This window comes from Bacillus sp. CIS52, from assembly GCF_053545315.1.
This window is the reverse complement of record NZ_JBIUFR010000006.1, coordinates 25,646-38,932: the sequence shown is the minus strand read 5'-3', so window position 1 is coordinate 38,932 and position 13,287 is coordinate 25,646. Positions and strand designations below refer to the sequence as shown.

Sequence of the window (13,287 nt, the reverse complement as noted above, 5' to 3'; positions counted from 1 at the left end):
AGTGTGGCAAAGGTATGGAGTTTTAAATATAATACATTAGCGACGGCCAGATCAACGATGAGTAATGTCAAAGCAAAAATAGATTATGAATACGACGTAACAAAGCAGTTTTAACTTATACCAAGCCGGTTATCCGGCTCTTTTTTATTCTCAGCCTAGAAGGTAAACTATAGTCAGCACAACCAAGGGAAGTGCAAATATGGCATTAAAACAGCGAAAAAAGCTACTTTTTGACCGCCCTCTACAGAATGGTGTTACCCTACATCATCAATACAGAATTGAAGAATGCCTCGGCATGGGCGGCTACGGTTTGGTTTATTTGTGCACCGATATCCTAACTCAAACACCTTATGTCTTAAAACAGCTGCGGCCGACAAAAGCGAAAAAGGAAAAAGAAAAAGTCCGGTTCCAGCAGAAAATAAAACTGCTCAAAAGCATTCACTGCCCACAAATTCCGGACTTCATAGATGATTTCATCATAGACGGACAGGCTTATTATGTCATGCAGCTCATTGAGGGAGAGAATATAGAAGAATTATTATTTTTCCAAAAACAGCCATTTACAGAACTCTTGGCGTTACAGCTGCTTTCACAGCTTCTCGGGATCGTCGAATACCTGCATGATCGCTTCATATTTCACAGCGACATCAGAACGCCTAATATCATCATCAATGACGGCAGGCTCTGCCTCATCGATTTCGGTCTTGCAAAGCAATTGACTCCTGAAGAAACGGAGGAAATAAAGATAAGAAAACAGGATGATTTCTTCGATCTCGGAGAAACGCTGTTTTTCCTGCTCTACTCTCAATACAAAGGGAAAAAGAAGAAAAACGGAACCTGGCTGGAGGAATTAACGCTCACAAATGAAATAACCCTGCTGCTGAAAAAATTATTAGGCATTGATGAAGAGTACCAGCACACCGCTTTCATTCGCGAAGACCTAAACCGCGCCATTCAATCGGTCACATAAAAAAACCCTTGTCGCAAAAGCGGAACAAGAACTTTTTTGGATTAACTGCTGCTGTAACTTCGGTAATGTCTGCGCCGGCTGCTGTAATGCCGGTGTCTGCGATATCGGTCACTAGAGCTGCTTGAGAGGTGCTTGATCGTTTTGATGAATTTTTTAAATATATGCTAATCACCTCATTTCTTTCTTCCTATTATAAATAGTTTATGGGAGAAAGAAAAACATCAGCGGGGTCACTCTTTTGCAAACAAAAACCCCGTTCCATTCTCATTTGTCTGTAGCTCATATGTTATCGTAAGCAGCCTGCATATGTCCTCAATAATCTTCAACCCAAGCCCCTCACTGTTCTCATTCTGATCAAACCCAGTCCCATCATCGCGAATAGAAACAGTGCCATCTTCGATCATGACTTCCATCTTTTCAGCTTTTGAATGCGTTAACGTATTTTGAAAAATATTATCAAACAGCCTTTGCATCCATAACGCGTTGCTCATCCATATCACATCTTGATCTGCCGGCTTATAGTGCAATTCAATCCCATTCATACTGTATAAATAATCCCACTTTTTCACCGTTATTTCTAACAGCTCGTTTAGACGCACTTCTTCATTTACAATATAAGAGCTTTCCAGCGTCTCAGCAGAATATAGATTGAATTCATTGGTTAGTTCCGAGATATAATCGATTTGCTGATACAGCGATTCGAATACGGCCTGATCATGACATTGGCCCTCCAAATAAAACAACTGCAGCCTGAAAGCGGTCAAAGGTGTATTAATGTCATGCCGCAGTTTTTGCAATAGCTCTTTTTTAATTTCCTCCTGCTGTTTCAGTTCCAGTTCACGATATGTCGTCCGTTCAATTAACAAATTGACCGACTTAATCAGCTCCCCGATTTCATCAGCTCGTTTCACCTCTATTTTATCCGGCACCTTTTGATCACTCGCCAGATGCCGAATGGTATGATGTAATAGATTGATTTTATGCAGCAGAGAATGAATCGACTTCGAAAATAAAAAAGCTAATAATAAGAGTGATAACAAAAATACAACGAGCATTGCCGGATACGCAAAAGACCTATGAAAAGGCGTACCGTGATTCATTGATTTAAACATGTTTTCATAAATGACAGACATCAAAATACTAACCGCCAGCAATAGCACCGGCACACTAATGACAGCCGTACATAATAACAACTGATATTTTGTCTTTAACTTCATTTCTTCACAACGGTATTCAGCCGATACCCTTCTCCATATATATTTTCAATAATCTCACCTGCTTGATCATTGATTTTGGTTCTGATTTTTTTAATGTGCACATTGACGATATTCGGGTTTCTGTCTTCGAGCTGCCACAGATATTCAAAGAAATGATCCTTTGTCAGGGTGCTGTCCCTATTTTCATATAAATAAAAGAAAATTTTCCGCTCAATCGCAGTAAACAACACCTCATCATGCAGGCTTTCATTGAACACTTTTTTGGTTTCAGCATCAATATACAAGTGCTTGATTTGCGTAAAGGTCCCATAATGATGCTCAAGCATATTCTGCATTCTTAACAGCAGCTCTCTCGGATCAAAGGGCTTCACCATATAATCCTCGCCGATCTGCAATCCTTGGAGCTTGCTGTCCATATCATTGCGGGCCGAAAGAAAAATGACCGGAATACGAAGCCCCAGCTTTTTGATTTTTGCAGACATTTGATACCCGTCTTCACCCGGCAGCATCACATCCATAATGACCAAATCCGCCTTCTGAATCACTGAAAGCACATCCGCCCCATCTGTTTTCCACATCACATGATAGCCCTCACGCTGCAAAATCTTCTGCAGCAGAACACCAATCATCACATCGTCTTCCACGATTAAAATATGATAACCCTTCATCCTAGCGAACCTTTCTAATAAACTCCATGGAAAGTTTATATATTTGATCAGGCTGATATAAATAAATACTGTGTGTTCCCCTCAGTTCCTTTATATCGGCTGTATTGAATTGAGCCGCAAACGCTTCATAATCTTTTCGGTTTCGTATGGCATACTTTGAATTTCTATTTTGGTCAGAAACCGCATCTAACAATAAGACAGGAGTTTCTTTCGGGGCCGGCAGATTCACAGATTTGCTACCGTTTTGGTAAAACTGTAAAAGCTCATGCTCCATATCAGCATTAAAAAATTGCTTAAAGTTAATGGCTTTATAGATTTCTTTTTCTTTATCGGTTAAAAACGACTGACGAATCACCTCAGGGTTATATACAGCGGAAGGCATAAATCGATGAAAACCAATCGACGTTAACAGATGGAATCCTCTCACTTTCAATCTGTCAATCCCACTCAACTTATACGTGACATACTGCTGAGGCAAGCCAATATCCATCGCAATAATGGCTTTGATTTCTTTAGGATATTTCTGTGCCCAATATATCGCCTCAATCCCGGATATGGAATGAGGCATTAAAATATAAGGAGGCTTATTCCCCCTTTTCATAAGCGCTTTCCTTGTCTGTTCCAGTATCGTATCAATATCTCTATCATCGTTAGACACATCACTGTATCCATAACCTGCCCGATCAACAACAGCAATCTTATTTTCTTTTGAAAATTTGCTGTACAAACCTTTCATCTCATAAGCAGGCGCAGCAATCCCCGAACCGGACATAAACACAAACGTATCCTTCCCGCTTCCCTCCTGATACACATTCATCTTTTTCCCATCAACATTGACTACTGTGCCTTTACCTTTAAGAAGTGCCGCTTCCTTATTTAATTGATAGTGGTGATAAATAAATACCAAGACGGATACAAGCAAAATCAAGGCAGCCAAAACGCCAAAAACGATTTTTAGGACTTTCCATAATGTTTTCATATGATGCTCCTTTCACGTGATACGGAAAGGATACGATATGAAAATAAATTTCTGATTAATTTTAGGAAATTTTATTTTGACATTAAAAAACCTTCCCACTCATAGGAAGGATCGTTTGATCATAGTATTAACTGTTTGTCGTACATACTTACAAGACAGAAAATTTCACAAGCCTTTAATCTTTTTTACCATCTTACCCCAACCGACATCCCCCATCGTTTTAGCTACGATCTGACCGTATTGACTTAATAGACAAAAGTTAGGGATGCCTTTTACGTGACAAGTTTTGACGATCTCATAGTTTTTTCTAATACAATCGGAATAGCTATTCCCCTATCAAGAGCGTACGTCGAGACAACCTCTAAGAGCTGAGTTACTACTACTAAAAAAAGGTAGGCTTTTTCTTCCTAATTTCGATAAGGCTTCATTAGTTTTTTTATAATCTTTCTCTCCTTGAATTGTATCATGTCGATTTTTTCTTTTTGGAATTTGGACAATATATGGTTTACTCTCCCTTATATCAACAGCAGGCTCCCAAGTAACTTCAACTCCGCCACCAAATTCATCATCCCTATAAAAGCAAATATTAAATCTCAAAGGTCCCATTGCATAGAATGGAAGAAATTCCTTCAAAGATGGAAAGTTATTTTCTACTAAATACCTGTATGAATTCTGATAATATTCATAAAAACAAACTATTCGCTTACTACGTAGCATGGATGTTTCAAATTTAAAGCTGGCGGTTCTCCGTCAGCTTTTTTATATGCAGATTATCTCATTTTCTTCCAATATAGATGTTTCATTTGTAAGAAGAATGGTAAAGTAGAAAACAAGGAGGGATTTAAGATGACTGCAGCAATTCCGCAAAAGAAACTGCTGGATGGGACAAGCATTCCCGCGATCGGCTTCGGTACATACGCTCTTCATGGAAACAACGGCGTTCATGCCGTTACCAGCGCCATTGATATCGGCTATCGCCTGATTGACACCGCTTATAACTATGAAAATGAAGGGGCGGTCGGAGAAGCCATCAAGAGAAGCTCTGTTCCGAGAGAGCAGCTATACGTGACGTCCAAGCTTCCGGGACGCTACCATGAATATGACAAAGCTGTACAAACTATCCAAGAATCTTTATACCGCGCCGGTCTGGATTACTATGACCTGTATCTCGTCCATTGGCCGAATCCGAAACAAGACCGCTACACTGAAGCATGGCAGGCACTGATTGATGCGAAAAAATGGGGCCTGATCCGCTCCATCGGCGTCTGCAATTTCCTGCCTGAGCATATCGAACGGCTCGAACGTGAAACCGGCGTAAAGCCAGGCATAAACCAAATTGAACTGCATCCCGCTTTTAATCAGCAGCAGCAGCGGCAATGGCATGAAGAACAGGGCATCGTGACAGAATCATGGAGTCCGTTAGCCCGCGCCGGTGAAGTATTGAACGACCAAAAACTCGGACAGATTGCGGACAAATACGATAAAACCATTTCTCAAGTCATTTTACGCTGGCATATTCAGCTGGGCGCCATCCCGATTCCAAAATCAGCATCACCAGAGCGCCAGCTCGAAAACATCTCTGTTTTTGATTTCTCTCTTGATGAAAACGACATGAAACTTATCGATTCGCTTACCCGCCCGGATGGACGCATAAACGGCCAAGACCCGGCGGAATATGAGGAGTTTTAAGCAAGCACATAAAGAAAGCTGACGGCATCATTCGTCAGCTTTTTTCTCATTTTATATACGCACACCCAGCTCCCGTTTCCATTCAGAAAGCCAATCCGTATCCCCAGATCCGTATTGCCTGCTTTGGCCGGCATCACGCAGAGATCCGTCTTTGTAATCAATGGACAGCACCAAATCAGGAATGGCATCATAACCCGTTCTCGCGAGCTTCGTAAGCGCCTGTCCGTAATGGGCAGCCGCTTCTGCCGCCGTATGTTTCAGCAAAGGATCTTGCTGCAGCGCTTCCTTATAAACCTCTAAAAGGTCGCGGCCGTCTTCTGTGACGAACTTCCCGCCCACAGTCTGCAAGTCTTTCAGATGATAGCCGGTCACCTCATACATTTCCCGAACGACTTGATATTTCTCATACGCTTCCGGCGTAAACTGCGAGGAGTCATCACTCCGGCTGCGAATGATGTGCGCAAACAGCTCTTTGCTGTTTTCCCCGGAGTTTAAGACAGCTTCGATCTGCTGAGTGAGCTCTTTATCGTCAGTCCCGCTCACTTTTAACAGATAATCAATCGGTGATATCGTAAATGTAAGATTCGCGCCCTCCGGAATCTGAATATGATTCCGATGAAAAAGCACTCCGATTTGCTGATTGACCTGCCCTCTCTGAAACACCTTTTCATTTTCTCCTTGAATTTCTCCATTGAGTGTTTCACCCCGAAACGCAGCATCACGGAAATCATAGCTTTGGGCTTTCCCCTTAAACAGCCATTCCGTTTCATTATGATAAGCGGCCTGACGCTCTGATTCTGTTAAATCACTCCTGAAATAAGGTGAATCGGGACGCTGGTATTTGTCCTTAATAAAACGTAAAGGATCTGATTTTCGTTTATTGATTTCATTGATACGGCTGTATTTCTCATCAAGAATCCTGCTTGCAATATCACTCTCAGACTCATACGGATTATCAGCGGCTATTACCGTCTCATTCCCATTATCCGTAATCGTTTTCTGATTTGCGGATTGATATAAACGGGACAGGCTGCTCCCTTTCTCAGTGACACCGCTCCTTGAATAATTCACCTGGCTCAGATCACGGGTCCCGCCTGATTGAATCAATAACCGGTCCGGCCTTTTTGCCGCATCTTTCGCATTTGTTTTGGAAGAATACTGCTGAAGCACTTGCTGAGCCATTGTTTGATTTTTTATATAACGAGCGTTTAGGCGCATGTTTTTAACCTCCGCTTGAGATGATGTTCTAGTGTTTTTATCGGCTGTTTCCCAGTTGATTTTAACCTTAAATAACAAATATTTACATAAGGGTTGTTTTTATATATGATGAAGTAAAAAGGGGTATTTTTCCATGAAGAAGTATATATCTATTCTATTTGTCACTGCAATCGTATTATCAGGCGTATTGTTCGCACCTTCAGCTTCAGCCTCTGCGTTTCAAGTAAGTACTATTACAGGAAATCACTCATTTGAAACTGGAAATATAAAAATATTGATACAGCCGTATTGCCGAAAGGGGAAAAAGACTCGTACTTCACTTTCACTGCCAATAAGGGAGAAAGACTCTATGTCAAGAGCTCAACAAGAAGCATAAAGTGCTGGTCAGTAAAGGCACAGAAGTGATAAACCCTGATACGCTGCTTCCTTTTATCTATGCCATTACAGATGCGAAAGAAAATAACGAGACGTTCTACGTGAAAGTGTCCCGCGGCTCATACACTGACGATATATACTTTACACTCTCCATTTACGATCGAATCAAAGCCGGAAGCGAGACCTTCGCATCCAGCGGCACAGCTGAAAATAAAGGAAATACAAGCCTCAGTCCGAACGGATCAGATTCAACCGTTCTCAGGCTCGACTTAACCAAACAGACAAGCATTCCAAAAGACGCCATAGTGAAAAGAATCAGCACCACCGCGACTCAAATACCAAGTCAAGGAAACACAAAACACAGCATAATGTCTGAAGAAAATAAAGTGTGGCACCGCGCACTCACAAACAGCTCCACTCAAGGAAATTACGGTATCACACTGGATGATAACCTCTCAGTCTCAAGCATCTGGAATTTTAAATACAACACACTTGCAACAGCTAGATCGACTATGAAAAATGTAAAATTGAAGATTGATTATGAGTATGATGTGACATCACAGTATTAATGAGAAGAACAGCCGCCCATTGTGCGGGCGGCTTTCTCCTTGGGTTTAGGTTAATTTATGAGCCCGTTCCATGCCTTATCCTGTTGTAAATTCTTTTTTATGATAGATAGCTGCGGCTATGAAAAATGAAATGATATATAAGATAACGCCGATCATGAGATATATAATCGGGACATATAAAGAAGGATTTATGTGCAAAAACGACGGCGATAATTGTTTTGCTACATAACCAACGACACTTTGCAATCCAAAGGTAGCAAAAAGTCCCCCCATTGCCCCTCCAATTACAATAGCATCAGACTTTTCCGGGCCTATCATGTAGAGAAGAGGATAAACGATTGCACCGGCAAAGAGAACGATGAACGTTCCAAAAGAGACAATATTCAATATGCCGACAATTTGTTCATCAGAACCCAGGCTGTATACAAAGAAAACGCCATAAGATATTACAGCTCCGATCATAACAACCAAAAGATAGAAGACATAGTGGCTTTGAACAATATTTGTTCTGCTGACCGGTAAAGTCAGCACATACTTGTCATAGCCAGACTTACTCTCATACTTTATAACCTCAAGTGCGGGCATGACGACAAACAAAATAATCAGCATAGCAACAAAACGATGCATTGAAGCGTCTCCAAAATAAAAGATGACTGCTGATATCAATATGGCCAACCCCGTGTATGCAAAGAAACTTCGATAAACTAAGTAATAGTTAGTCAATAACAGACCTCTCATGTTTTTCACTCCTCGTTAAAAAGACACTGATTTCTTCTATTGAAATGGTTTTGGCCGTTACGCCATTCGGCAATTTCTGTCGATCCGATACAAGCACACTCCAATAAGATCCAAGGTTCCTTTTTGCAAGAACGATATCTTCGTTGAGCTCAGCCAATTGACCTTCATCAACATCTATAACAGTATAGCTTGCAAGAACCTTGTCTTTCTCTTCATTTAATAAAATTTCGCCATCTTTCATAATAATGATATGGCTTGCTATCTTCTCAACATCAGACATAATATGTGATGAAAGTAAAATACCGCCGTTGCATTTACTCACAAAGCTTTTTAATTCATTTAACAGATTATCTCTTGAAGAGGGATCAAGCCCTCCCGTTGCTTCATCCAAGATTAATAATTTTGCGTTATGCGACAAAGCAACAGCTACGGATAACTTCATCGACATGCCGCGCGAGAATGTATTTACTTTTTTATCCATAGGTAAAGAGAAAGATTGAACCAACCGATAAAAATTGTCTTGGTCCCAAGCACCGAATAGCTTTTTAAATACATGATTCAGCTGCTTTATCGTAAGATGCACGGGCAGATTCATCGCATCAAATGCGGCCCCTATATCTTCTTTGAACTTTATATGTTTATCCAGATTCTCCTCACCAAAGATTTTCACTTTCCCTCTATCTTGAGAGATTAACCCTAATATCGTTTTAAATGTTGTTGATTTGCCTGCACCGTTATCACCGATAAAACCGACAATGGACCCGGCAGGCACATTGAATGTGACATCTTTTAAAACAGCTTTATGACCAAAAGATTTGCTGAGGTTTCTGACTTCTAAAAGATTTGACATCATTCCACTCCTATCACTGCTGTCAGGACTTTTTCAAGAATTGAACCGGATTATTGCAAAAATATTGTGATTTTTATATCTAGTCGAGGTATTCCATAATGAAGCCGGAGTCGGCAAAACAAAAAAGATTTTAAAGTCTTAAGCATAATGTGGAAGTGCAATCGATTGATTACGTTTATAGAATGGATATTCATGATGAAAATTGCTGGAGGTGATTACTTTCCGATGAGGCATGCACAAAACGATTTACTAATGATTACATTTATGGATGTTAACCGGAATGCAACTCGTATTATAAAGCAGGTGTTATTCCTTTTCAATATATAAACGGGGATTTCTTTAAAATCGCAAAGAGTAGGGTTTTCTCATTTCCGCATTAAAAAACCCCTCTGGCTAATAACCAAAGGGGTTAAATATATCTATTCCACAGTCACACTCTTCGCAAGGTTACGCGGTTTATCAACGTCACAGCCGCGGTGCAGTGCAGCGTAGTAAGCGATCAGCTGCAATGGCACAACAGAAACCAGCGGAGCAAGCGCAGGGTTGACTTCCGGCAGGATGAATCTGTCGTCTGCGTCATCTAAGCCTTTCAGCGAGATGATGCAAGTGTTGGCGCCGCGGGCTGCGACTTCCTTCACGTTTCCGCGGATGCTCAGGTTGACGTGTTCTTGTGTTGCCAGTGCAAAGACAGGTGTTCCTTCTTCGATCAGGGCGATTGTTCCGTGCTTCAGCTCGCCGCCGGCAAAGCCTTCCGCCTGGATGTAAGAAATCTCTTTCAGCTTCAGGGCGCCTTCGACACATACGAAGTAGTCAAGGCCGCGGCCGATGAAGAAAGCGTTTCTTGAAACAGTCAGGTACTCACGCGCGATCATTTCCATTTCGTCCTTCTGGTCGCAGAGGGCTTCCATGGCATTTGCCGCGATACCTAATTCTTTGACTAAATCAAAGCCGATATCAACGCCGTTGCGTTCTGCCGCAACTGATGCAAGGATCGCAAGCACGGCAATCTGAGCCGTATACGCTTTTGTTGATGCAACCGCGATCTCAGGACCTGCATGCAGAAGCAATGTGTAATCCGCTTCACGGGAAAGCGTGGACCCCGGAACGTTTGTAATTGTCAGCGCTTTGTGGCCCAGCGCTTTGACTTGAACAAGCACGGCACGGCTGTCCGCTGTTTCTCCGCTTTGAGAAAGGAAGATAAAGAGCGGCTTCTTAGACAGAAGCGGCATGTTGTAAGAGAATTCACTCGCTACATGCACTTCAACCGGGACGTTTGCCCACATTTCAATATATTGTTTCCCGACAAGACCGGCATGGTAGCTCGTTCCGCAAGCCACGATATAAATGCGGTCCGCTTCCGCCACGGCGTCAGCGACATCGCCGGCCACAGCCAGTCTGCCATTTTCGTCTTGATACGTTTGGATGATTTTGCGCATAACAAGCGGCTGCTCATCCGTTTCTTTTAACATGTAGTGAGGGTATGTGCCTTTTTCGATATCACTGGCGTCAAGCTCAGCGATATAAGACGCACGTGTCATGACTTCACCGTCAAGGTTTTTAATCACGGTTTCGTCTTTTGTCACGATCACCATTTCTTTATCCAAAAGCTCAACGTATTCATTCGTTACTTGAAGCATAGCCATCGCGTCAGATGCCACGACGTTAAACGTATCTCCAAGACCGATTAACAGAGGGCTTTTGTTTTTTGCAACGAAAATGGTGTCTGTGTTTTCGCCGTCAAATAATGCAATTGCGTAAGAGCCTTTTAGCAGAGTGAGTGTTTTTCGGAACGCTTCTTCTGTATTAAGACCTCCCGCCACAAATTGCTCGATCATTTGAACGATTACTTCAGTGTCCGTGTCGCTTTTCAGTTCAACGTGTTCAAGATATTCGCGCTTCAGCTGAACATAGTTCTCGATCACACCGTTGTGAACAAGTGTAAAGCGGCCGAGTGCGCTTTGATGCGGGTGAGCGTTCAGGAAGCTTGGTTCGCCGTGAGTCGCCCAGCGTGTATGTCCGATTCCCGCTTGAGATTCAACCGCGGGATCCACCACTTCACGAAGGTCGGCGATGCGGCCTTTCTCTTTGTACACATGCACGCCCTGCTCGTTCGCCACAGCGATACCGGCAGAGTCATATCCGCGGTACTCAAGCTTCTCTAATCCTTTTAACAAAATCTCTTTCGCATCAAGCTGACCGATATAACCTACAATTCCACACATTTTTTCTTCCTCCTAAAGGTGTAAAAGGAGACGAAGAAAGCCGAATTACAAGGGGACTTTCAATCGTCCCCTCCCACATGTTTTTTTGGAAGATCATGTGATTTCCCTTTGTTCGGAGAGTCGCCCCTCCGGTTTGAAGAAATCCTTACGGCTGTGATCTAAATGAATCAGCCGGGAGGCATCCGCCGAAAATTCGATAACCTCCATCCTCGTCAACTAAGCCGTTTTTCGGGCGCTTAGTTCGGGCGCTGTAATTATAAAAGATGCAAACAATTCCGCCTTCCCTGCAAGTGAAAAACAAAGGCCGAACAAGCTTGATTTTACAGCATGTGCCAAGGACGGTCAATTATTTTTTGCCGCCCCGGCATCATGTTTACTATCATATTATGCTGATCGCACTTGTCTTGTTCGCTCTCTGTTTATAAACTTCGCTACTCCGCTCCCATTTCTGTCCGCACGACATCTACGATTTTTGTGACATATTCGTCACAAAGCTCTTTTGTTCTCGCTTCAGCCATCACGCGGACGAGCGGCTCGGTGCCTGACGGACGCACTAATATCCGGCCGTCTCCGTTCATTTCTTTTTCCACTTCAGAAATAACGGCCTTCACCTTAGCGTTTTCTTCCACCTTATATTTATCCGTCACTTTCACATTTACTAAAAGCTGCGGGAATTTTTTCATTTCAGCCGCAAGCTCTGAAAGGGTTTTGCCGGACGCTTTCAGCGTATTCACAAGCATGATCGCGGACAAGAGCCCGTCACCGGTAGTGTTGTAATCAAGGAAAATAAGGTGCCCTGACTGCTCGCCGCCCACATTATAGCCGTCTTTTTTCATCGCTTCTACGACATAGCGGTCTCCGACTGCCGTTTGAACGCTTTTGATTTCTTCTTTTTCAAGCGCTTTGTAGAAACCGAGATTGCTCATCACGGTTGATACGACGGTATCATCTTTGAGACGGCCCTCTGATTTCAAATACTTCGCGCATATGTACATGATCTGATCGCCATCGACAATGTTTCCTTTTTCATCAACGGCAATGAGGCGGTCGCCGTCGCCGTCAAATGCAAGGCCGATGTCGGCGTTTTTTTCTTTGACGAAAGCACTCAGCGCTTCCGGATGTGTAGAACCGACGCCGTCATTAATATTTAATCCGTTCGGAGACGTCCCCATTGTAGACACGTCAGCATCAAGATCGGCAAAAAGGTGCGTCGCAATGGAAGATGTCGCACCATGGGCGCAGTCAAGCGCTACATGAATGCCCGTGAAATCTTCGTCTGCCGTCTGCTTTAAAAACTGCAGATATTTTTGAACGCCTTCGAAATAATCGTTCACAAGCCCGAGGTCCGCGCCTGTCGGTCTCGGCAGCTTATCTTCCGGTTCATCCATAAGACGTTCAATCTCGTCCTCCTGCTCATCAGAAAGCTTAAAGCCGTCTCCTCCGAAAAATTTAATTCCGTTATCCTGTACGGGATTGTGAGAAGCGGAAATCATGACGCCCGCCTCAGCATCCATGGCTTTCGTTAAATAGGATACCCCCGGTGTAGAAATGACGCCGAGGCGCATCACTTCAGCTCCGATCGATAAAAGTCCGGCGACAAGGGCTCCCTCCAGCATATGTCCGGAGATGCGTGTATCACGGCCGATCAGCACTTTCGGGCGCTGTTTATCTTTGGTCAGGACATAACCGCCAAAACGCCCCACTTTAAAGGCCAGCTCTGGCGTAAGCTCGCTGTTGGCAACACCTCTTACACCATCTGTTCCAAAATACTTGCCCATTTTGTATCGCTCCT

General features: G+C 43.0%; 10 protein-coding genes and 4 pseudogenes. 4 read left to right on the top strand and 10 right to left on the bottom strand.

Features of this window, described 5'->3' with window-relative positions; genetic code table 11:
• Positions 1-114: pseudogene (locus tag ACH32G_RS17305) on the top strand (hypothetical protein); the annotation flags it as partial.
• A gap of 85 nt (positions 115-199) precedes the next feature.
• The gene (locus tag ACH32G_RS17300; RefSeq protein ID WP_448814632.1) at positions 200-970 is read left to right on the top strand and encodes a serine/threonine protein kinase; all 771 of its coding nucleotides are present in this window, start codon (positions 200-202) and stop codon (positions 968-970) included.
• On the opposite strand, the pseudogene ACH32G_RS17295 reads toward ACH32G_RS17300, so the two are convergent.
• The 5 genes and pseudogenes from ACH32G_RS17295 to ACH32G_RS17275 all read right to left on the bottom strand — a co-directional run.
• Positions 955-1,142, bottom strand: a pseudogene (locus ACH32G_RS17295) (hypothetical protein). The gene ACH32G_RS17300 and the pseudogene ACH32G_RS17295 sit on opposite strands and share 16 nt — an antisense overlap.
• 58 nt (positions 1,143-1,200) lie before the next feature.
• Complete coding sequence (locus ACH32G_RS17290) at positions 1,201-2,187, bottom strand: sensor histidine kinase (RefSeq protein ID WP_448814631.1); 987 nt, start codon at positions 2,185-2,187, stop codon at positions 1,201-1,203.
• Entirely contained in the window at positions 2,184-2,855 is a 672-nt protein-coding gene (gene ybdJ, locus ACH32G_RS17285; RefSeq protein WP_448814630.1) for a two-component system response regulator YbdJ, read from the bottom strand. The genes ACH32G_RS17290 and ybdJ overlap by 4 nt, the downstream gene beginning before the upstream one ends.
• Before the next feature lies 1 nt (position 2,856).
• A complete protein-coding gene (locus ACH32G_RS17280; RefSeq protein WP_415273268.1) occupies positions 2,857-3,834 on the bottom strand; it encodes an alpha/beta hydrolase in 978 nt (325 codons plus the stop codon).
• A 165-nt stretch (positions 3,835-3,999) separates the two neighbouring features.
• Positions 4,000-4,199, bottom strand: a pseudogene (locus ACH32G_RS17275) (TlpA family protein disulfide reductase); the annotation flags it as partial.
• A 481-nt stretch (positions 4,200-4,680) separates the two neighbouring features.
• On the opposite strand from ACH32G_RS17275, the gene ACH32G_RS17270 reads away from it, so the two are divergent.
• Positions 4,681-5,523, top strand: coding sequence for an aldo/keto reductase (locus ACH32G_RS17270; protein WP_016936910.1), 843 nt, complete (start codon positions 4,681-4,683; stop codon positions 5,521-5,523).
• A 51-nt stretch (positions 5,524-5,574) separates the two neighbouring features.
• Here ACH32G_RS17270 and ACH32G_RS17265 read toward each other — a convergent pair whose 3' ends face one another.
• Complete coding sequence (locus tag ACH32G_RS17265; protein ID WP_448814629.1) at positions 5,575-6,741, bottom strand: DUF4885 family protein; 1,167 nt, start codon at positions 6,739-6,741, stop codon at positions 5,575-5,577.
• 133 nt (positions 6,742-6,874) lie between these two features.
• On the opposite strand from ACH32G_RS17265, the pseudogene ACH32G_RS17260 reads away from it, so the two are divergent.
• A pseudogene (locus ACH32G_RS17260) lies at positions 6,875-7,685 on the top strand (hypothetical protein).
• A 75-nt stretch (positions 7,686-7,760) separates the two neighbouring features.
• On the opposite strand, the gene ACH32G_RS17255 reads toward ACH32G_RS17260, so the two are convergent.
• From ACH32G_RS17255 to glmM, 4 genes are all read right to left on the bottom strand, one after another.
• Positions 7,761-8,423 carry an ABC-2 transporter permease gene (locus tag ACH32G_RS17255; RefSeq protein ID WP_448814628.1) on the bottom strand — a complete coding sequence of 221 codons (663 nt, stop codon included), beginning with the start codon at positions 8,421-8,423 and terminating at the stop codon, positions 7,761-7,763.
• Entirely contained in the window at positions 8,401-9,273 is an 873-nt protein-coding gene (locus tag ACH32G_RS17250; RefSeq protein ID WP_448814627.1) for an ABC transporter ATP-binding protein, read from the bottom strand. The genes ACH32G_RS17255 and ACH32G_RS17250 overlap by 23 nt, the downstream gene beginning before the upstream one ends.
• Before the next feature lie 419 nt (positions 9,274-9,692).
• Entirely contained in the window at positions 9,693-11,495 is a 1,803-nt protein-coding gene (gene glmS, locus ACH32G_RS17245) for a glutamine--fructose-6-phosphate transaminase (isomerizing) (protein WP_045926342.1), read from the bottom strand.
• A gap of 431 nt (positions 11,496-11,926) precedes the next feature.
• The gene (glmM, locus tag ACH32G_RS17240) at positions 11,927-13,273 is read right to left on the bottom strand and encodes a phosphoglucosamine mutase (protein WP_045926343.1); all 1,347 of its coding nucleotides are present in this window, start codon (positions 13,271-13,273) and stop codon (positions 11,927-11,929) included.
• Positions 13,274-13,287: the final 14 nt, after the last annotated feature.

Excerpts from the sequence above, each read along its gene's own strand:
- ACH32G_RS17300 (WP_448814632.1), top strand. The coding sequence starts at position 200 with ATGGCATTAAAACAGCGAAAAAAGCTACTTTTTGACCGCCCTCTACAG.
- ACH32G_RS17290 (WP_448814631.1), bottom strand. The coding sequence starts at position 2,187 with ATGAAGTTAAAGACAAAATATCAGTTGTTATTATGTACGGCTGTCATT.
- ybdJ (WP_448814630.1), bottom strand. The coding sequence starts at position 2,855 with ATGAAGGGTTATCATATTTTAATCGTGGAAGACGATGTGATGATTGGT.
- ACH32G_RS17280 (WP_415273268.1), bottom strand. The coding sequence starts at position 3,834 with ATGAAAACATTATGGAAAGTCCTAAAAATCGTTTTTGGCGTTTTGGCT.
- ACH32G_RS17270 (WP_016936910.1), top strand. The coding sequence starts at position 4,681 with ATGACTGCAGCAATTCCGCAAAAGAAACTGCTGGATGGGACAAGCATT.
- ACH32G_RS17265 (WP_448814629.1), bottom strand. The coding sequence starts at position 6,741 with ATGCGCCTAAACGCTCGTTATATAAAAAATCAAACAATGGCTCAGCAA.
- ACH32G_RS17255 (WP_448814628.1), bottom strand. The coding sequence starts at position 8,423 with ATGAGAGGTCTGTTATTGACTAACTATTACTTAGTTTATCGAAGTTTC.
- ACH32G_RS17250 (WP_448814627.1), bottom strand. The coding sequence starts at position 9,273 with ATGTCAAATCTTTTAGAAGTCAGAAACCTCAGCAAATCTTTTGGTCAT.
- glmS (WP_045926342.1), bottom strand. The coding sequence starts at position 11,495 with ATGTGTGGAATTGTAGGTTATATCGGTCAGCTTGATGCGAAAGAGATT.
- glmM (WP_045926343.1), bottom strand. The coding sequence starts at position 13,273 with ATGGGCAAGTATTTTGGAACAGATGGTGTAAGAGGTGTTGCCAACAGC.